Source organism: Streptococcus bovismuti (genome assembly GCF_042436615.2).
Lineage (GTDB): Bacteria > Bacillota > Bacilli > Lactobacillales > Streptococcaceae > Streptococcus.
Window position 1 is genome coordinate 118,502 of record NZ_JBHMFR020000005.1, and the last position, 19,760, is coordinate 138,261.

The 19,760-nt window shown below is 41.4% G+C and carries 21 protein-coding genes; 20 read left to right on the forward strand and 1 reads right to left on the reverse strand.

What is annotated here, in order from left to right; genetic code table 11:
* The first annotated feature begins 10 nt into the window (after positions 1–10).
* The 9 genes from ndk to ACERDH_RS06785 all read left to right on the forward strand — a co-directional run bounded on the left by ndk (position 11) and on the right by ACERDH_RS06785 (position 8,146).
* Positions 11–433 (forward strand): nucleoside-diphosphate kinase, encoded by a 423-nt coding sequence (gene ndk, locus ACERDH_RS06745; RefSeq protein WP_261013412.1) that lies wholly within the window; start codon positions 11–13, stop codon positions 431–433.
* A gap of 129 nt (positions 434–562) precedes the next feature.
* Positions 563–1,195, forward strand: coding sequence for a competence protein (locus ACERDH_RS06750; protein WP_386684804.1), 633 nt, complete (start codon positions 563–565; stop codon positions 1,193–1,195).
* 95 nt (positions 1,196–1,290) lie between these two features.
* Positions 1,291–1,734, forward strand: a complete 444-nt coding sequence (tsaE, locus tag ACERDH_RS06755; protein WP_261013427.1) for a tRNA (adenosine(37)-N6)-threonylcarbamoyltransferase complex ATPase subunit type 1 TsaE — start codon at positions 1,291–1,293, stop codon at positions 1,732–1,734.
* Positions 1,724–2,242, forward strand: a complete 519-nt coding sequence (locus ACERDH_RS06760; RefSeq protein ID WP_261013432.1) for a GNAT family N-acetyltransferase — start codon at positions 1,724–1,726, stop codon at positions 2,240–2,242. Before tsaE ends, ACERDH_RS06760 begins: the two co-directional genes overlap by 11 nt.
* A 7-nt stretch (positions 2,243–2,249) precedes the next feature.
* Positions 2,250–3,305 (forward strand): glycopolymer--peptidoglycan transferase LytR, encoded by a 1,056-nt coding sequence (lytR, locus tag ACERDH_RS06765; RefSeq protein WP_261013442.1) that lies wholly within the window; start codon positions 2,250–2,252, stop codon positions 3,303–3,305.
* Positions 3,306–3,382: 77 nt separating this feature from the next.
* Complete coding sequence (locus ACERDH_RS06770; RefSeq protein ID WP_386684798.1) at positions 3,383–4,639, forward strand: competence/damage-inducible protein A; 1,257 nt, start codon at positions 3,383–3,385, stop codon at positions 4,637–4,639.
* 54 nt (positions 4,640–4,693) lie between these two features.
* The gene (gene recA, locus ACERDH_RS06775; RefSeq protein WP_125446768.1) at positions 4,694–5,848 is read left to right on the forward strand and encodes a recombinase RecA; all 1,155 of its coding nucleotides are present in this window, start codon (positions 4,694–4,696) and stop codon (positions 5,846–5,848) included.
* A 114-nt stretch (positions 5,849–5,962) separates the two neighbouring features.
* Entirely contained in the window at positions 5,963–7,333 is a 1,371-nt protein-coding gene (locus ACERDH_RS06780) for an MATE family efflux transporter (protein WP_386684795.1), read from the forward strand.
* 96 nt (positions 7,334–7,429) lie between these two features.
* A complete protein-coding gene (locus tag ACERDH_RS06785) occupies positions 7,430–8,146 on the forward strand; it encodes a YebC/PmpR family DNA-binding transcriptional regulator (RefSeq protein ID WP_000532882.1) in 717 nt (238 codons plus the stop codon).
* Between the two features lie 49 nt (positions 8,147–8,195).
* Here the strand turns inward: ACERDH_RS06785 and ACERDH_RS06790 are convergent, their stop codons facing one another.
* Positions 8,196–8,843 carry a DUF4190 domain-containing protein gene (locus ACERDH_RS06790; RefSeq protein WP_386684791.1) on the reverse strand — a complete coding sequence of 216 codons (648 nt, stop codon included), beginning with the start codon at positions 8,841–8,843 and terminating at the stop codon, positions 8,196–8,198.
* Positions 8,844–9,057: 214 nt separating this feature from the next.
* On the opposite strand from ACERDH_RS06790, the gene ACERDH_RS06795 reads away from it, so the two are divergent.
* The 11 genes from ACERDH_RS06795 to ilvN all read left to right on the forward strand — a co-directional run bounded on the left by ACERDH_RS06795 (position 9,058) and on the right by ilvN (position 19,716).
* Positions 9,058–9,528, forward strand: a complete 471-nt coding sequence (locus tag ACERDH_RS06795; RefSeq protein WP_386684788.1) for a MarR family winged helix-turn-helix transcriptional regulator — start codon at positions 9,058–9,060, stop codon at positions 9,526–9,528.
* Positions 9,503–11,272 carry an ABC transporter ATP-binding protein gene (locus ACERDH_RS06800; RefSeq protein ID WP_386684785.1) on the forward strand — a complete coding sequence of 590 codons (1,770 nt, stop codon included), beginning with the start codon at positions 9,503–9,505 and terminating at the stop codon, positions 11,270–11,272. Before ACERDH_RS06795 ends, ACERDH_RS06800 begins: the two co-directional genes overlap by 26 nt.
* Positions 11,262–13,022, forward strand: a complete 1,761-nt coding sequence (locus ACERDH_RS06805; protein WP_386684782.1) for an ABC transporter ATP-binding protein — start codon at positions 11,262–11,264, stop codon at positions 13,020–13,022. Before ACERDH_RS06800 ends, ACERDH_RS06805 begins: the two co-directional genes overlap by 11 nt.
* 95 nt (positions 13,023–13,117) lie before the next feature.
* Positions 13,118–13,621 carry a phosphatase PAP2 family protein gene (locus tag ACERDH_RS06810; RefSeq protein WP_033685562.1) on the forward strand — a complete coding sequence of 168 codons (504 nt, stop codon included), beginning with the start codon at positions 13,118–13,120 and terminating at the stop codon, positions 13,619–13,621.
* 113 nt (positions 13,622–13,734) lie between these two features.
* Positions 13,735–14,181 carry a LytTR family DNA-binding domain-containing protein gene (locus tag ACERDH_RS06815; protein ID WP_020901878.1) on the forward strand — a complete coding sequence of 149 codons (447 nt, stop codon included), beginning with the start codon at positions 13,735–13,737 and terminating at the stop codon, positions 14,179–14,181.
* 4 nt (positions 14,182–14,185) lie between these two features.
* Complete coding sequence (locus tag ACERDH_RS06820; protein WP_020902725.1) at positions 14,186–14,860, forward strand: LiaF transmembrane domain-containing protein; 675 nt, start codon at positions 14,186–14,188, stop codon at positions 14,858–14,860.
* Positions 14,861–14,966: 106 nt separating this feature from the next.
* A complete protein-coding gene (gene rpmB, locus ACERDH_RS06825) occupies positions 14,967–15,155 on the forward strand; it encodes a 50S ribosomal protein L28 (protein WP_001140948.1) in 189 nt (62 codons plus the stop codon).
* A 155-nt stretch (positions 15,156–15,310) separates the two neighbouring features.
* Entirely contained in the window at positions 15,311–15,676 is a 366-nt protein-coding gene (locus tag ACERDH_RS06830) for an Asp23/Gls24 family envelope stress response protein (RefSeq protein ID WP_000216437.1), read from the forward strand.
* A gap of 2 nt (positions 15,677–15,678) precedes the next feature.
* Entirely contained in the window at positions 15,679–17,346 is a 1,668-nt protein-coding gene (locus ACERDH_RS06835; protein WP_070528646.1) for a DAK2 domain-containing protein, read from the forward strand.
* A 200-nt stretch (positions 17,347–17,546) separates the two neighbouring features.
* A complete protein-coding gene (locus tag ACERDH_RS06840; protein WP_020900041.1) occupies positions 17,547–19,247 on the forward strand; it encodes an acetolactate synthase large subunit in 1,701 nt (566 codons plus the stop codon).
* Positions 19,240–19,716 carry an acetolactate synthase small subunit gene (gene ilvN, locus ACERDH_RS06845; RefSeq protein WP_001253803.1) on the forward strand — a complete coding sequence of 159 codons (477 nt, stop codon included), beginning with the start codon at positions 19,240–19,242 and terminating at the stop codon, positions 19,714–19,716. The genes ACERDH_RS06840 and ilvN overlap by 8 nt, the downstream gene beginning before the upstream one ends.
* Positions 19,717–19,760: the final 44 nt, after the last annotated feature.

Here is a 19,760-nt window from a genome sequence, read left to right on the forward strand (position 1 = left end):
GGAGACGGGTATGGAACAAACATTTTTTATCATTAAACCAGATGGTGTAAAAAGAGGACTAGTGGGTGAAGTGTTGAAACGCATCGAACAACGTGGATTTACAATCGAAAAATTGGAGTTGCGTACAAAGGTTTCAGAAGAGTTGATTGATCAGCACTATCAGGACTTGGTTGGTCAGAGTTTTTACCCACCGATTCGTGAATTTATGACTTCAGGACCGGTTCTTGTGGGCATCATTTCAGGCCTCAAAGTAATTGAAACTTGGCGGACCATGATGGGGGCAACTCGTCCAGAAGAAGCTTTACCAGGTACTATTCGAGGTGATTTTGCAAAAGCGGCTGGAGAAAATGAGGTTATCCAAAATGTTGTACATGGTTCAGATTCAGAAGAGTCAGCTAAGCGAGAAATTGCTCTTTGGTTTGAAGAGAAATAATAAAAGTTTGATGTAAGGGATACTTGCATCAAACTTTTTTGCATTTTAGAGTAGAAAACTGACAGTTGAGAGATATTCTAGCAATGGTGATAATTTCTAGCCTATAATAAGATCAAGTAGGGAGGAAGAATGATGGAAAAAATGAAAAAGCAAATTCGTGTTTTGTTGTTGCTGACAGTTTTTGGTCTTAGTAGCTGTTCTTGTTTAAGTTTATCGACTTGGGCCTTGATGTTAAATCAAAACTGCTTCTATTATTTAGTTGGCATGTTGCTCCTTGCCAGTATTGGTGCAGGGTTAAACTACTATAGAGGGCAGGGAAATCAATCTTATTCAGTTTTTAAGGAAGATAAGCAACAATTCTTGTATAGTCTCTTGCTCTTAGTAAATATTTTGGGTTTAGCTTTAATTGTCATAGAACATATCCTTGCAGGAAATACATCCGTAGAAGGATTTGTGGAAGCCTTTCTTCCGAGTTTCTTTTTCTTATTTGGTATTGATTTGTTAGTTTTTCTGCCGATTAAGAAGTATGTAAATGGAGTGAAAAAATTTTTGGGAAAGAAGGAAATTTGTTTTATTAGTGGACTAGCTATTCTAATCTTTCTCAGAAATCCTTGGATGCTATTATCCATGACCTTTTATATTGCCTTGGGAATGCTATTTCTAGGACTGTTGGTGCCAAAAGTCATTCGCTGGGAAGTTTCATTTTACAGTCATTTAATGAGAGATATCTTGTTAGTTGTCTTCTTGCTGTTTCTATTTTAAATATAAAAGAAGTGAAGGTTCAAGTTTTACAATTTATAATATGGAATTCATAGATAATATCTCGACAAAGGACAACTTTTTGGTATAATAGAAACATGTACACTAAAAACGAAGAAGAGTTACAGTCTTTAGGTGAACGTTTGGGCTGTTTATTAGAAAAGAATGATGTCTTAATTCTAACTGGAGAACTTGGAGCAGGCAAAACGACCTTTACAAAAGGTCTTGCTAAAGGGTTACAGATTACTCAGATGATTAAGAGTCCAACCTATACTATTGTGAGAGAGTATGAAGGTCGTCTTCCACTTTACCACCTAGATGTTTATCGTATTGAGGGGGATGCTGATTCTATTGATTTGGATGAGTTTCTTTTTGGTGGCGGGGTAACTGTCATTGAGTGGGGACATCTTTTAGGTGATGCCTTGCCAGATACTTATTTAGAATTAGAAATTCTAAAAGAAGGAGACGGTCGCAGATTACATTTCCAAGCAAAGGGTTTGCGTGCAGAAAAGCTTTTAGAGGAGCTTCAGCATGGAGTATGAATTGCTCATTAGAGAAGCAGAACCTGATGATGCTGCTGAGTTAGTGACATTTTTAAATCGTGTTAGTCTAGAAACAGATTTTACCAGTCTGGACAGGGAAGGCATTCTGTTGACAGATGCTGAGATGGAGTTGTTTTTGGATAAACAGGCTCGTTCAGAAAATCAAATCACCTTACTTGCCTTGCTGAATGATGAAATTGCTGGTCTTGTAAATATCACAGCTGATCAACGTAAGAGAGTTCGTCATATTGGAGATCTTTTTATTGTGATTGGTAAGAAATATTGGAATAATGGACTGGGAAGTTTATTACTTGAAGAAGTCGTAGAATGGGCACAGGCTAGTGGGATTCTTCGTAGACTTCAACTTACTGTCCAAACTCGTAATCAGGCTGCAGTTCATTTATATCAAAAGAACGGTTTTGTAATTGAAGGCAGACAAGAACGCGGTGCGTACATAGAAGAAGGGAAATTTATAGATGTTTACCTGATGGGTAGACTGATAGATTAATAGAAATATGGTTAAAAAAATTATTGGAATGGTGCTAGCTTTTCTAGCTGTGACAGTTTTGGGTGTGGGTGTCTTTGCTTATACTATTTATCAGCAAGGAACAGAAACCTTATCAAGAACCTATAAAAAGATTGGGGAAGAAACCAATGTTATTGAGGCTACTGAACCCTTAACGATCCTTTTAATGGGGGTTGATACTGGAAACGAAGAACGAACGGACCCTTGGGAGGGAAATAGTGATTCCATGATTCTTTTGACAGTTAATCCGCACACGAAAAAGACCATGATGTTGAGTTTGGAACGTGATATCCTGACTAAAATTCAGCATAAAGATGGTAGTATTGAAGAAGCGAAACTGAATGCCGCCTATGCGGGTGGAGGTGCAGAATTAGCTATCTCAACCATTCAGAAGATGATGAACATCCATATTGACCGCTATATTATGGTCAATATGCACGGATTACAACAATTAGTCGATGCAGTGGGTGGTATAACTGTCAATAACACGCTAGGTTTCCCGATTTCTATTAGTGACCAAGAGGAATTTAATACTATTTCTATTGGTGTTGGGCAACAAACTCTAAATGGAGATGAAGCTCTTGTTTATTCTCGCATGCGCTACCAGGATCCAGAAGGGGACTACGGACGTCAGAAGCGTCAGCGTGAAGTCATTCAAAAGGTTGTTGAAAAAGTTCTTAGCTTGAATAGTGTTAGTCACTATCAATCTATCCTAAAAGCCTTAAGTACCAATATGCAGACTAATATTGATCTATCTGCGAAAAGTATTCCAAGCTTGTTAGGTTACCAGGACTCGTTTAAAACGATTGAAACTCAACAATTACGAGGAGAAGACGCCGAATTGCAAGGGACATCTTATCAAATCGTAACTGCTAACCATTTGTTAGAGATCCAGAATCTTTTGAGAACTTCACTTGATAAACCGAAGGTGACAGAGTTAGAGACAAATGCAGTCTTATATGAAAATGTTCTCGGAAATCAAAATGGTATCGGTTTGGGAACAGGTACGATTAGTAGTACAAGAAATCAAGAAGATGTAGAATAATCTAATTTATAGTTGAAATCGTGGGAAATTTCCTGCGATTTTTTCAAAAAAATACGAATAGATAGGTAGGAGGAAACATGAAAGCAGAAATCATTGCTGTTGGAACAGAGATTTTGACAGGACAGATTGTCAATACCAATGCTCAGTTTTTGTCGGAAAAACTAGCAGAGATTGGGGTAGATGTATATTTTCAGACGGCTGTAGGAGACAATGAAGCTCGTCTCTTGTCTTTGCTCGAAATTGCCAGTCAACGTAGTAGTCTAGTGATTTTGACAGGTGGTTTAGGGCCAACTGAGGACGATTTGACCAAACAAACTCTGGCTAAATTTTTAGAGAAAGAATTAGTCTTTGATCCTCAGGCGCAGGAGAAGTTGGATGTCTTTTTTGCCCAGAGACCAGACTATGCCCGAACACCGAATAACGAAAGACAAGCTCAACTTGTAGAAGGAGCGATTCCACTGCCAAATGAAACAGGACTGGCTGTGGGAGGAATATTGGAAGTCGATGGAGTGACCTACGTTGTCCTTCCAGGTCCACCAAGTGAATTAAAACCTATGGTTTTAAACCAACTTCTACCCAAGTTGATGACAGGGAGCAAGCTGCATTCCCGAGTTCTTCGTTTCTTTGGGATTGGCGAGAGCCAGTTGGTTACGATTTTGTCTGATTTGATTGATAATCAAACCGATCCGACCTTGGCCCCTTATGCTAAGACAGGAGAAGTCACTCTGCGTCTGTCAACAAAAGCTAGCAGCCAAGAAGAGGCGAATCAAGTGCTGGATATCTTGGAAAATCAAATCTTAGGTCGCCAGACCTTTGAAGGCCTTTCTTTACGAGATCTTTGTTATGGTTATGGGGAAGAAACTAGTTTAGCTAGCATTGTGGTAGAAGAACTGAAAAGGCAAGGGAAAACCATCACGTCTGCTGAGAGTTTGACGGCTGGTCTTTTCCAAGCTAGGGTAGCGGATTTTTCGGGTGCTTCAAGTATATTTAAGGGTGGTTTTGTAACCTATAGCTTGGAGGAAAAATCAAAGATGTTGGATATTCCTGTCAAGGATTTGGAAGAACAGGGTGTGGTGTCTGAATTTACAGCACAGAAGATGGCTGAGCAGGCACGAATCAAGACCCAGTCTGATTTTGGCCTTAGTTTGACTGGTGTGGCAGGGCCAGATAGCCTAGAAGGACATCCAGCTGGGACAGTCTTCATAGGCTTGGCTCAAGAGCAAGGAACTGAGGTCATCAAGGTCAATATTGGAGGCAGAAGTCGAGCAGATGTACGTCACATTGCGGTTATGCATGCCTTTAACCTAGTTCGCAAGGCTTTATTAAGTGACTAACTTTTGATATAATAGTAGATAGGTCTGAGGACCATTAGAATGTAGGAGAATAGAATGGCGAAAAAACCAAAAAAATTAGATGAAATTTCAAAAAAATTCGGGGCAGAACGTGAAAAAGCCTTGAATGACGCTCTTAAATTGATTGAGAAAGACTTTGGTAAGGGTTCAATCATGCGTTTGGGTGAACGTGCGGAGCAAAAGGTGCAAGTGATGAGCTCAGGTTCTTTGGCTCTTGACATTGCCCTTGGTTCAGGTGGTTATCCTAAGGGACGTATCATTGAAATCTATGGGCCAGAGTCATCTGGTAAGACAACGGTTGCCCTTCATGCAGTTGCGCAAGCACAAAAAGAAGGTGGTATTGCTGCCTTTATCGATGCGGAACATGCCCTTGATCCAGCTTATGCTGCGGCCCTTGGTGTCAACATTGACGAATTGCTCTTGTCACAACCAGACTCAGGAGAGCAAGGTCTTGAGATTGCAGGAAAATTGATTGACTCAGGAGCCGTGGATCTTGTCGTAGTCGACTCAGTTGCGGCCCTTGTCCCTCGTGCGGAAATTGATGGAGATATCGGTGATAGCCACGTTGGTTTGCAGGCTCGTATGATGAGCCAGGCTATGCGTAAACTTGGTGCTTCTATCAATAAAACCAAAACAATTGCCATCTTTATCAACCAATTGCGTGAAAAAGTTGGGGTCATGTTTGGAAATCCAGAAACAACTCCTGGTGGACGTGCTTTGAAATTCTACGCTTCAGTGCGTCTGGATGTTCGTGGAAGCACACAAATCAAGGGAACTGGTGACCAAAAAGATACCAATGTCGGTAAAGAAACCAAGATCAAGGTCGTGAAAAACAAGGTGGCTCCACCATTTAAGGAAGCCTTCGTTGAAATCATGTACGGAGAAGGGATTTCTAAGACTGGTGAGCTCTTGAAAATCGCAAGCGATTTGGATATCATCAAAAAAGCAGGAGCTTGGTACTCTTACAAGGATGAGAAAATTGGGCAAGGTTCTGAAAATGCTAAGAAATACTTGGCAGATAACCCAGAAGTCTTTGATGAGATTGATCATCAAGTCCGTGTTCAATTTGGTTTGATTGATGGTGAAGAAGCTGCTGAAAGCAAAAAAGAAGAAGCAGTTCAAGCGGATTCTGTGAATGAAGAAGTAACTCTTGACCTAGGCGATGAGCTTGAAATCGAAATTGAAGAATAAGCTGTCAAAGTAGTGGAGGAATCCACTGCTTTTTCGATTCTTTGTTCAATATTTCAGATTGCCTATAGTTTGCTGTTTCTTGTCGCTCCTCTAGAAAGCTGATATAATAGCCTTATGAATAAAAAACGAACAGTGGACTTGATACATGGTCTCATTCTTCCCTCGCTCTTAAGCTTCGCCTTACCAATCTTGTTGTCCAATATTTTTCAACAGCTCTATAATACTGCTGATGTCTTGATTGTTGGACGATTTCTTGGTCAAGAATCCTTGGCTGCAGTAGGAGCGACGACAGCGATTTTTGACCTGATTGTAGGTTTTACTCTTGGTGTTGGCAATGGCATGGGGATTGTCATTGCTCGCTATTATGGGGCTCGGAATTTCACTAAAATTAAAGAAGCAGTAGCAGCCACTTGGATTTTAGGTGCTCTTTTGAGTATTGTGGTCATGATGATGGGTTTTCTGGGACTGTATCCACTTTTACAGTACTTGGATACCCCTGCAGAAATTCTTTCTCAGTCCTATCAATATATTTCTATGATTGTGACCTGTGTTGGTGTCAGCTTTGCTTATAATCTTTTTGCAGGCTTGTTGCGGTCTATTGGGGACAGTTTAGCTGCCCTTGGATTTTTGATTTTTTCTGCCTTGGTTAATGTGGTTCTGGATCTCTATTTCATTACGCAATTGCATCTGGGAGTTCAATCCGCGGGACTTGCTACCATCATTTCGCAAGGCTTATCAGCGGTTCTCTGCTTTTATTATATCCGTAAAAGTGTGCCAGAACTTTTGCCTCAACTCAAGCATTTCAAATGGGATAAGGCCTTGTACGCGGATCTCTTGGAGCAAGGTTTGGCTATGGGCTTGATGAGTTCAATTGTGTCCATCGGCAGTGTGATTTTACAGTCTTCAGTTAATACTTTTGGAGCAGTGATTATTAGTGCCCAGACGGCGGCTCGCCGTATTATGGCCTTTGCACTCCTTCCTATGACCGCTATTTCTGCCTCGATGACGACCTTTGCTTCTCAGAATCTAGGAGCTAAGCGCCCAGACCGTATTGTTCAAGGCCTACGAATCGGCAGTCGTTTAAGTGCATCCTGGGCAGTTTTTGTATGTGTCTTTCTCTTTTTTGCCAGTCCTGCCTTGGTTTCCTTCTTGGCTAGTTCGACGGATAGCTACTTGGTAGAAAATGGAAGTCTCTATCTGCAAATCAGTTCAGCCTTTTATCCTATTTTGAGTCTCTTGTTGATTTATCGCAATTGCTTGCAGGGCTTGGGGCAAAAAGTCCTTCCTCTGCTTTCTAGTTTTATAGAACTAATCGGGAAAATCGCTTTTGTGGTCTTGATTATCCCTTGGGCAGGCTATAGGGGAGTTATCCTTTGCGAACCCCTTATCTGGGTTGTAATGACTATCCAACTTTATTTCTCACTGTTCCGTCACCCCTTGATAAAAGAAGGTAAGGCAATCTTAGCAACAAAAGTACCATCCTAGCTTGATTTGCTAAATAAAATCCATTTCCTCTAGTGAAAATCGAAAAAACTTGTGTTATAATAAGAAAGATTAAAATGTGAAAAAAGGAGATTCCTAATGGGACGTAAATGGGCCAATATCGTAGCCAAGAAAACGGCTAAAGATGGAGCTAACTCTAAAGTATATGCAAAATTTGGTGTAGAAATCTATGTAGCAGCTAAAAAAGGTGATCCAGATCCAGAATCAAACTCAGCCTTGAAGTTCGTTATCGACCGTGCTAAACAAGCCCAAGTGCCAAAACACGTTATCGATAAGGCTTTGGACAAGGCTAAAGGAAATACAGATGAAACCTTTACAGAAGGACGTTACGAAGGGTTTGGACCAAATGGCTCTATGCTGATTGTTGATACTTTGACTTCAAATGTCAACCGTACAGCGGCTAATGTCCGTGCAGCCTTTGGTAAAAACGGCGGGAACATGGGCGCTTCAGGTTCGGTTTCATACCTCTTTGACAACAAGGGAGTTATCGTATTTGCAGGTGAAGATGCCGATGCAGTCTTTGAGCAATTGCTTGAAGCAGATGTGGATGTGGATGATGTAGAAGCAGAAGAAGGAACAATCACAGTTTACACAGCTCCAACTGACCTTCACAAGGCTATTGTTGCCCTTCGTGAGTCAGGTATCGAAGAATTCCAAGTGACTGAATTGGAAATGATTCCTCAGTCAGAAGTGGAATTGTCAGGCGATGACCTTGAAACCTTTGAAAAACTTTACAGCGTTCTTGAGGACGACGAAGACGTACAAAAGATCTACACAAACGTAGATGGATTCTAATAGAAAAACGAACAGTTTTACTAGCTGTTCGTTTTTTTGATATTTGAACTTAGAATCTGGTTTCAGAATCGTTTTGTTGCTTGCTTTTTTCTAGACCTAGACCGACTGCATGTTTTTGGACGAGCAAGAGCTCTCCATTGTCCTGTTTTGCAAAAGTTAAGGTAACAGTCTTGGTCTTGTATCCAATGGAGATATAGGTGATTTTTTTCGTATCGTAACCCCCAAGAGTGAAGTCAAACTCGGAATCTGGCTTTCCGTGTTTGTTGATAATATCCTTGTAGTTGGTACCACCTTTTCCTTTGTTGTCAAGGTCACCTTCGATTAAGGCGTCGAACTGTTCTTGGGTCCAGGTGAAGGTATCGTCTGTCAAGCCACTTTCTTCTTCGCGTTCCATTGAGGCACTCGTATCCATGTAGGAACGGTTAAACTCCTTGGCATACTCTTTGTAGACATCAGCGTATAGTACCTGAGTCGTAAAGAAAAGTACAACAGAGGCAACTGCCAGGGATGTTCCGATAATAGCCATTTTTTTCCGTTTTTTGAGGTTGACGATAAGGCCGATAATTCCCAAGATAAATGCGACGATGGCGATGAACAACGATGGATAGTTAATAAACGGGATCCAGGATCCTAAAAGTGCGATGGCTCCAAAAATGGTTGCTAAGATTCCTAAAACTCTTTGTTCTTCTGGTTTCATTTGAAAGTTTTCTTCCTTCATTAAGTGAATGGATTTCTATCCACAGTAGTAAGTGCTTATTATATAAAAAATATTGCCTAATGTCAATTTAAACTAAAATAGTTCTCTAGGAAACTTTTTTCTTGACATCCCTCCTCAAAGTGATAAAATAGTTCTCATGAAAACTTATTTAGTTCCTAGGAGAACTAAATACAAGGATTAGAAAGGAGTAATTATGGATAAACCGATGTTAGTCTTTAAGCGTTTTGGTCATCAGATTCATTTGATGGTACAAAAGGAAGCCAAACGTTGTGGTATTGAGTTTATGGGTGGACCGCAAGGTCAGGTGTTGCGTTTTTTGGATAATCGTGAGAAAAATCAAGACTTGGTCTTGATTAAAGATATCGAGCAGGAACTCAATATTAGCAAGTCTGTTGCTAGTAATTTGGTCAAGCGTATGGTGCAAAATGGTTTGGTGGAATTGGAGGTGAGTCCTGTCGATAAGCGGGCTAAGTTTGTTCGTCTGACAGACAAATCGCGTTCTCAAATGCAAGAGATTAAGGCCTTTTTTAAACGGATAGACAAGCAGTTGTTGGCAGGCGTAGATGAAGATGAATTACTGATTTTTGAGAAAGTCCTCAATCAACTACAGGAAAATATCAAGAGAATAGGAGGAGAGAATGAAGAAATTAGCCAAACGAATTAGTAGAAAAGAATGGGGGATGATTTTACTAGCCATTCTCTTTACCTGCTTTTCGGTTTATCTAGAGTTGGAAGTGCCGACCTATATCTCTAAAATCACGGATTTACTGGGAACTCAGGGAACCAACTTGGATGAGTTGTGGCAGCCAGCAGGTATGATGGTGGGAATGTCCTTTCTTGCCTTCTTATCCGCAGTTGCAGTTGGATTTTTTGCGTCCAGAGTAGCTGCTTCTTATACTAGTAGGTTGAGAAGCGATATTTTTAACCGAGTTTTGGATTACTCGCAGACAGAGATTAAGAAATTCTCTATTCCTAGTCTTTTGACGCGTACCACCAATGATATTACTCAGGTTCAGATGTTGATTACCATGGGCTTGCAAGTAGTTACGCGTGGTCCGATTATGGCTATCTGGGCTATCGGGAAGATTTTAGGTCATTCAGAATACTGGCTCTGGGCTGTGCTTGTGGCAGTGATTGTCAATGTTTTGATGACAACAGTTTTGATGACGCTAGCCTTTCTAAAACAGTCCTTGATTCAAAGTCTGACTGATAAATTGAACAGTGTCACTCGTGAAAGCTTAGCAGGTATTCGTGTTGTTCGTGCCTACAATGCAGAAGATTACCAAAATGAAAAATTTGCAGCAGCAAATGATGAGCTGACACGCTTGAATTTGTTTGTCAATCGTCTCATGGCTATTTTAAACCCCATCATGATGGGAATTTCAAGTGGTTTAAGTGTGGCGATTTACTGGATTGGGGCCTATGTAATCAACGATGCTGCTCCGACAGCGCGTCTGCCTCTCTTTAGTGACATGGTTGTTTTCATGTCTTATGCCATGCAGGTTGTCATGGGCTTCCTTCTCATGGGGGCGCTCTTCATCGTTCTTCCCCGAACCATGGTTTCTGCTAAGCGGATCAATCAAGTTCTAGATTTGCATTCCTCTATCCAAAATCCTGCTCAAGTGCAGCAGTCTGATGAAAACCTCAAAGGTCAGGTCGAATTTAAGGATGTGACCTTCCGCTATGCGGCAAATTCGGAGGCAGTTATCGAGCATGTTAGCTTTCGAGCAGAAGCTGGTCAAACAGTGGCCTTTATTGGGTCAACAGGTTCTGGTAAATCAACTCTGGTCAATCTGATTCCACGTTTCTACGATGTATCAGCAGGAGAAATTCTGGTAGACGGTGTCAATGTTCAAGACTATGCCTTAGAAGATTTGCGCAACAAGGTTGGTTATATTCCTCAGACAGCGGTTCTCTTTTCAGGTAATGTCAAGGACAATTTAGACTTTGGACAGAGTCAAGAAACACCGCTTAGTGAGCAGGCCATGTGGCAGGCTTTGGAGTTGGCCCAGTCTAAGAACTTTATCGAAGACAAGGAAGCTGGCTTGGCGTCAGAAGTGGCCCAAGGAGGAACCAACTTCTCAGGTGGTCAAAGACAGCGTCTGGCTATTGCGCGCGCTTTGGCTAGGAAGCCAGAAATCCTCATCTTTGATGACTCCTTCTCAGCCTTGGACTACAAGACAGATCGTGTTCTACGCCAAGAGTTAGCAGAGAAAACAAAATCTATGACCAAACTTATCGTTGCACAGCGTATTTCAACGATTATGGATGCAGATTTGATTTTGGTCTTGGATCAAGGTAAAGTCGTGGGACAAGGCACCCACAAGGAACTTCTAGCTAATAACGAAGTTTACCAAGAAATTGCCTATTCACAACTATCGAAGGAGGAATTGGAACATGGAAAATAAAAAAATGTCTCTTTGGAAACAAAGTAAACCCTATCTTGCAGGTCTCCAGTTTGCCCTTCTGATTGCCTTTCTAGCAACAATCGTATCCAATATCATTACTGTTTATGGCCCAACCCGAATCAAGGAAATGACCAATATCATTGCCAGTGATCTGGCAACAAGTGTGGATGTCGCGGCGGTTGCAGCCATTGGTGGTTTTTTGGCCGTGATTTATGTGATTGGACTCCTATCAAATTATTTGCAGGCCTTTCTGTTTACAACAGCCATTCAACGTTTTTCAGAGCGTTTGAGAAAAGCTATTGCAGATAAAATTAATCGCCTACCATTGAGATATTTTGATGGACACTCTCAAGGAGATACCTTGTCTCGTGTGACTAATGACGTTGACACTGCAGCACAGTCCCTCAATCAAAGTCTGGGGACAGTTCTTTCATCCACTTTATTGGTCGTGGCAGTTTTGGTGACCATGTTTGGGATGAACTGGATTTTAGCCTTAGTGACGGTTGTTTCAACTCTTATCGGTTTTGCTTTCGTGTCCGTTTTTATGGGCAAATCGCAGGGCTTCTTTAAGAGTCAGCAACAGGATTTGGCGGCTGTAAATGGTTATGTGGAGGAAATGTACTCTGGCCATAATGTGGTGACCAGTTACAATGCTATCGAGAGCACCAAAGAAGAATTTGCGACCTTAAACTATCGTCTGTATGACAGTATCTGGAAATCTCAGTTTATTTCAGGGATTATGATGCCGATTATGATGTTTATTGGGAACTTTAGCTATGCCCTAGTGATTATCGTTGGGGCAGCCTTGGCTCTGAATGGGCAGATTAGTATCGGGATTATTGTTGCCTTTATGGCCTACGTTCGTATCTTTTCTCAGCCTCTTTCACAAATTGCCCAAGGGATTACTAGTCTTCAGCAGGCTAGTGCAGCCATGGGACGTGTCTTCGAATTCCTAGCTGAAGAGGAAATGGAAGACGAATCCCATAAAGAAAGACAATTGATCGATATGAAAGGTCAAGTAGTCTTTGATCGAGTCTCCTTTGGTTACACACCAGAGCGAACCATTATCCATGACTTTTCTGCGACGGCTCATGCAGGTCAAAAGGTTGCCATTGTCGGACCGACTGGGGCTGGTAAGACAACTATTGTCAATCTTTTGATGAAGTTCTATGAGATTGATAAGGGAAGTATCCGTATCGATGGTGTGGATACCAAGGATATGAAGCGTTCGGAAGTACACGATGCCTTTTCAATGGTCTTGCAGGATACTTGGCTCTTTGAAGGAACCATTCGCGACAATCTTATCTATAACCAAGAGGGGATTAGTGATGAGCGCGTGATTGAAGCCAGCAAGGCTGTAGGGATTCACCACTTTATCATGACACTACCAGATGGTTACGATACCGTCTTGGATGATACAGTGACCTTGTCTGTCGGACAAAAACAACTCTTGACTATCGCTCGTGCTTTGCTGAAAGATGCGCCACTCCTAATCCTAGATGAGGCGACTTCTTCTGTTGATACCCGTACAGAGGAATTGATTCAGAAAGCCATGGATCGTTTGATGGAGGGAAGAACTTCCTTTGTCATCGCTCACCGCTTGTCTACCGTCCGAAATGCTGATTTGATTCTTGTTATGAAGAATGGTAATATCATCGAGCAAGGAAATCATGATGAGCTGATGGCGCAAGCTGGTTTCTACGCTGACCTCTACAACAGTCAATTTACAGAAGACGAAGCAGAAGAATAAACCCAAAGAAGGCTTGACGGCCTTCTTTTTCTGCACTATACTAGAAGACAAGTGCTTCCCTATAAGTAAAATTTGAGTAAGTGATGAGAAAATATATGAAAAATTATCAAGAATGGTATGACCACATTGCTGGTAACATTGAAAATAGGCCCTTTCTTCTGAGCTTGTTAAGAACTTTCAATCGGTTCATGACGGCAGTTATGCCTATGATTTATCTAACCTTGTTAGCAACTACCTATCTCCAACAAGGACTTGGGAAACAGGTCGGAATCTATTTGTTTATCCCTGCATCAGGTTTTGTGATTTTATCCTTTCTTCGTAAGAAAATCAATGCCCCTAGGCCTTATGAGGAATGGGATATTAAACCTTTGCTTGACAGAGATAGCCCTGGTCAGTCTATGCCCAGTCGTCATGTCTTTTCAGCAACCATTATCTCCATGGCTTGCTTGCATGCTAGTTTATCTGTAGGGGTTATCTTATTGGTCTTGTCAGCTTTCCTCGGTCTAGCGAGAGTCTCAGGTGGCGTGCATTATCTCAAGGATGTAGTGGTTGGTTATATTTTTGGTCTTGTGTGGGGTGTGATTTTCTTTCTATTTTGACCTGCAAGTTAAGGTGGCCCTACAACCACTTACGGGGTTAAAGTAACCACTTGCTTTTTTGCTCTTGTTTTCTTATTTTGGCTTTGATATAGTAGAGTCAGAAAGGATATGGAATGAAGTTACGAATCGAAATTGACAGCAATTTAGAGGAAACTGAAATTGTCATCAAGGCAGCGGCTTTGACAGATGAGATTGCGGATTTACAGCGCCTCTTGCAAGAATCCAAGTCTCCTAGGTTGATTTTTTACAAGGGGACGGGTGAATATTATCTGGACTTGTCGGAAATTCTTTTCTTTGAAACAGAGGGGAACAAGATTTACGCCCATACCCAGAAAGATGCCTACGAGGTTCGACTTAAACTCTATGAGTTAGAGTCTATCCTGCCCCGTTATTTCAGTCGAGTATCCAAGTCGACCATTGCTAATATTCGGCAAGTTTACTCGGTGGACAAGTCCTTTTCAGGAACGGGCACCATTTCCTTTTATCAGACCCACAAGGAGGTTCATGTCTCACGACATTACCAATCCCTCCTAAAAGAAAATCTAAGAAACATGAGGTAAGAACATGAAAAAGAAAGCATTTGGTATTGTGTTGCTAGTATTGGCAGCTTTAATATTATTACAAGGAAATTTTGGAATCCCTTCATTCGGTGGGCAAATTTGGCCCTTGCTTGGTATTGCATTTTTTGCCTATCAATCAGTTGGAGCTTTGTTGCGTCGTCACTTAACTTCAGCCTCTTTTACAGCTCTAGTAGCCTTAATGATTGCTAACCACTTTTATGGCATTTTACCAATTCCCAATCAGTCATTGTTCTGGGCAAGTATTTTAATCGTAATGGGTGTCAGCGCACTCACTCATTCTAACAGAACTTGGAATGGGAAAAAATGGTGGTATGATGGTAAAAAGACCATTCTTACAGATAAGGAAGTTGCTTTTGGGACTGGGACTTTCTACAAGCAAAATCAAGAATTGGTAGACGACCAAGTAGAAGTTGGTTTTGGAAATGCCAAGATATATTATGACAATGCAGAGATTTTAGGAGATAGCGCAACTCTGAAAGTGGAAGTCGGTTTTGGGAATGCAGTTATCTATGTTCCTAAACATTGGGGAGTTGATTTAAAGGTAGAAACTTTCTGTGGCGTAGCCAAGGCAGATACTCCTCTAGCGCCAACCAGCAAAACCTTGATTATCCGTGGAGATGTGGCCTTTGGGAAGTTGGGAATTGTCTACGTTAAATAAAAAAATCTTCCAATTCCCTTGCAAAAATGAAGAAAGTGTGATAACATAGTACAGTATGTGGTGCTAGCACATCCGCTATATTAGATCTAATAGGAGGAAAACACAAATGGCTAAAGTATGTTACTTTACAGGTCGTAAGACTGTATCAGGAAACAACCGTTCACACGCGATGAACCAAACAAAACGTGCCGTAAAACCAAACCTTCAAAAAGTTACTGTTCTTATCGATGGTAAACCTAAAAAAGTTTGGGCTTCAGCTCGTGCTTTGAAATCAGGTAAAGTTGAACGCGTTTAATAATAAAAGTAAGGAGACCTTAGGGTCTTTTTTCTTTTACTGTAGATATAAAATCATTTGAAAAATAGAGTAAATATCCGCTGATACAGTATTCTGCTTTTACACTTGGGCTGAAATATGATAAAATAGAGTATCAACTAGTTGAGGTAAAAAGGATGACTGTAAAAATTAATACAAAAGATGGTCAAATCGAACTAACAGATGAAGTGATTGCAACCGTTGTAGGTGGAGCAGCAACTGAAATTTTTGGTGTGGTCGGTATGGCTAGTAAAAATGCCCTCAAAGATAATTTCCAAGCCCTTCTAGGTAAGGAAAATTATTCCAAAGGTGTCGTCGTAAAAGCGGCCGAAGATGGCAGTATTGCAGTTGATGTATATACCGTGTTGAGCTACGGAACAAAGATTAGCGAAGTGTCAAAAAACATTCAAGAGCGTGTTCGATTTAGTTTGGAAAACCAACTTGGAATTACCGCTCAGACTGTAAATGTCTACATTCAAAATATCAAAGTTGTAGGAGAATAACCGTGTCAAAAATTACTACTAGCTTATTTCAAGAAATGGTGCAGGCTGCATCAACTCGTTTGAATAAGCAAGCTGAATATGTCAATTCATTAAACGTCTTTCCAGTTCCAGATGGAGATACTGGAACAAACATGGGAATGACCATTGAAAATGGTGCTAAGGAAGTTGCAGACAAACCAGCTTCTACAGTTGGAGAGGTAGCGAGCATTCTTGCCAAAGGTCTTTTGATGGGCGCGCGTGGGAACTCAGGAGTTATTACGTCTCAGCTTTTCCGTGGATTTTCACAAGCCATCAAGGATAAAGACGAGTTAACAGGTCAAGACTTGGCCCTTGCCTTCCAATCAGGTGTGGAAGTTGCCTATAAGGCAGTTATGAAACCAGTTGAAGGAACGATTTTAACAGTTTCTCGTGGGGCTGCTATCGGTGCTAAGAAAAAAGCTGAGCAAACAGATGACGCTGTTGAAGTCATGCGCGCAGCCTTGGAAGGTGCTAAAACAGCTCTAGCTAAAACACCAGACATGCTTCCAGTATTGAAAGAAGTTGGTGTTGTGGACTCAGGTGGTCAAGGATTGGTCTTTATCTACGAAGGTTTCCTTTCAGCTCTTACTGGCGAATATATTGCATCTGAGGACTTTGTAGCCACTCCTGCTAACATGAGTGAAATGATCAATGCAGAGCACCACAAGTCTGTAGCTGGTCATGTAGCGACTGAGGATATCACCTTTGGTTACTGTACTGAAATCATGGTAGCTCTTAAGCAAGGTCCAACCTATGCCAAAGATTTTGACTACGACGAATTCCGTAACTACTTGAATGAACTTGGAGATTCTCTCCTCGTTGTTAACGATGATGAAATTGTCAAAGTCCATGTTCATACAGAAGATCCAGGACTTGTTATGCAAGAAGGTCTTAAATATGGTAGCTTGGTCAAGGTAAAAGTTGACAATATGCGTAACCAACACGAAGCGCAGGTTGAGAAAGAAGCTGCTCAAGTTAGCAAACCAGCTGAAGAAAAAGAGTATGCTTTGATTGCTGTGGTGGCTGGTAAAGGTCTAGCAGATATCTTCCGTTCTCAAGGTGTGGATTATGTTATCGAGGGCGGTCAAACCATGAACCCTTCAACAGAAGACTTTATCAAGGCTGTTGAACAGGTTAACGCTCGTAACATCATCTTCCTGCCAAACAACAAAAACATCTTCATGGCAGCTCAATCTGCAGCAGAAGTTTTGGAACAACCAGCAGTAGTGGTGGAAGCTCGTACTTTGCCACAAGGTTTGACAAGTCTTCTCGCCTTTGATCCAAGTAAGTCCATAGAAGAAAACCAAGAGCGTATGACTGCTGCTCTTAGCGATGTCGTTAGTGGAAGCGTCACAACAGCTGTGCGTGATACAACCATTGATGGCTTAGAAATCCATGAAAACGATAATCTAGGTATGGTGGATGGGAAAATCCTCGTGTCAAACCCTGATATGCACCAAACCTTGATAGAAACCTTGAAACATATGTTGGATGAAGATAGTGAAATTGTAACCTTCTATGTCGGTGAAGACGGAAGCGAAGAACTTGCCAATGAAATTGCCCAAGAAATCACAGAAGAATTCGAAGATGTTGAAGTCGAGATTCATCAAGGTCAACAACCTGTTTACCCATACCTATTCAGTGTGGAATAAGATTAATGAAGAACTGAGAAATCAGTTCTTTTTTCTTTTTTAGTAAATGAAATCGGTATCTTTTTAATAAAAACAAAAATAACATTCATAAATAAACGTTAAAATAGAAAATTCAGAAAATTTCTTCTTTTCTCTTGAAAAATTTTGAAAAAATGGTATGATAGTAACAAGTTATTTTTAAGAGAAGAGAAAGGGGAACAATGGAGAAAATCAGTTTAGAATCTCCTAAGACGGGGTCGGACCTAGTTTTGGAAACACTTCGTGATTTAGGAATTGATACCATCTTTGGTTATCCTGGTGGTGCAGTCTTGCCTTTTTATGATGCGATATATAATTTTAAAGGCATTCGCCACATTCTAGGACGCCATGAGCAAGGTTGTCTGCATGAAGCTGAAGGTTATGCCAAATCAACTGGAAAGTTGGGTGTTGCCGTCGTCACTAGCGGACCGGGAGCAACAAATGCCATTACAGGGATTGCGGATGCCATGAGCGACAGTGTTCCCCTTTTGGTCTTTACAGGACAGGTTGCGCGAGCAGGGATTGGGAAGGATGCCTTTCAGGAGGCAGACATCGTGGGAATTACCATGCCAATCACTAAGTACAATTACCAAGTTCGTGAGACGGCAGATATTCCGCGTATCATTACGGAAGCTGTCCATATCGCAACTACAGGTCGACCAGGGCCAGTCGTAATTGACCTACCTAAAGACGTATCTGCTTTGGAAACAGATTTCATTTATTCACCAGAAGTGAACCTACCAAGCTATCAGCCGACTCTTGAGCCGAATGATATGCAAATCAAGAAAATCTTGAAGCAATTATCCAAGGCTAAAAAGCCAGTCTTGCTAGCTGGTGGTGGAATTAGTTATGCTGAAGCTGCTGCAGAATTAAATGAATTTGCAGAGCGCTATCAAATTCCAGTGGTAACCAGTCTTTTGGGGCAAGGTACGATTGCAACGACTCATCCACTCTTCCTTGGAATGGGAGGTATGCACGGATCTTTCGCAGCTAATATTGCCATGACGGAAGCTGACTTTATGATTAGTATTGGTTGCCGTTTCGATGACCGCTTGACAGGAAATCCTAAGACCTTCGCTAAGAATGCCAAGGTTGCTCACATTGATATTGACCCAGCTGAGATTGGCAAGATTATCAGTGCAGATATTCCTGTAGTTGGAGATGCTAAGAAAGCCTTGCAAATGTTGTTGGCGGAACCAACTGTTCATAACAATACTGAGAAATGGATTGAAAAAGTTACCAAAGACAAGAACCGCGTTCGTTCTTATGATAAGAAAGAGCGTGTGGTTCAGCCGCAAGCTGTTATTGAACGCATCGGTGAGTTGACGAATGGTGATGCCATTGTGGTAACAGACGTTGGTCAACACCAAATGTGGACAGCTCAGTATTATCCTTACCAAAATGAACGTCAGTTAGTGACTTCAGGTGGTTTGGGAACGATGGGATTCGGAATTCCAGCAGCAATCGGTGCTAAAATTGCTAACCCAGATAAGGAAGTAGTCTTGTTTGTTGGGGATGGCGGTTTCCAAATGACTAACCAGGAATTGGCTATTTTGAACATTTACAAGGTGCCAATCAAGGTGGTTATGCTGAACAACCACTCACTTGGAATGGTTCGCCAGTGGCAGGAATCCTTCTATGAAGGTAGAACATCAGAGTCAGTCTTTGACACCCTTCCTGATTTCCAATTGATGGCACAAGCTTATGGCATTAAAAACTATAAGTTTGACAATCCTGAGACCTTGGCTCAAGACCTTGAAGTGATCACTGAGAATGTTCCTATGCTCATCGAGGTAGATATTTCTCGTAAGGAACAGGTGTTACCAATGGTACCAGCTGGTAAGAGTAATCATGAGATGTTGGGGGTGAAGTTCCATGCGTAGAATGTTAACAGCAAAACTACAAAATCGTTCAGGAGTCCTCAATCGCTTTACAGGTGTCCTATCTCGTCGTCAGGTTAATATTGAAAGCATCTCTGTTGGAGCAACAGAAGATCCAAATGTATCGCGTATTACCATTATTATTGATGTTGCTTCACATGATGAGGTGGAGCAAATTATCAAACAGCTCAATCGTCAGATTGATGTGATTCGCATTCGTGATATTACAGACAAGCCTCATTTGGAGCGCGAGGTGATTTTGGTTAAGATGTCAGCGCCAGCTGAGAAGCGAGCTGAGATTCTAGCGATTATTCAACCTTTCCGTGCAACAGTGGTAGACGTAGCACCAAGCTCGATTACCATTCAGATGACGGGAAATGCAGAAAAGAGCGAAGCTTTATTGCGAGTCATTCGACCATACGGTATTCGTAATATTGCTCGTACGGGTGCAACTGGATTTACCCGCGATTAAAAATCCGACTTAAATTTGTTAAACTAGCCTAAAAGGCAATAAAT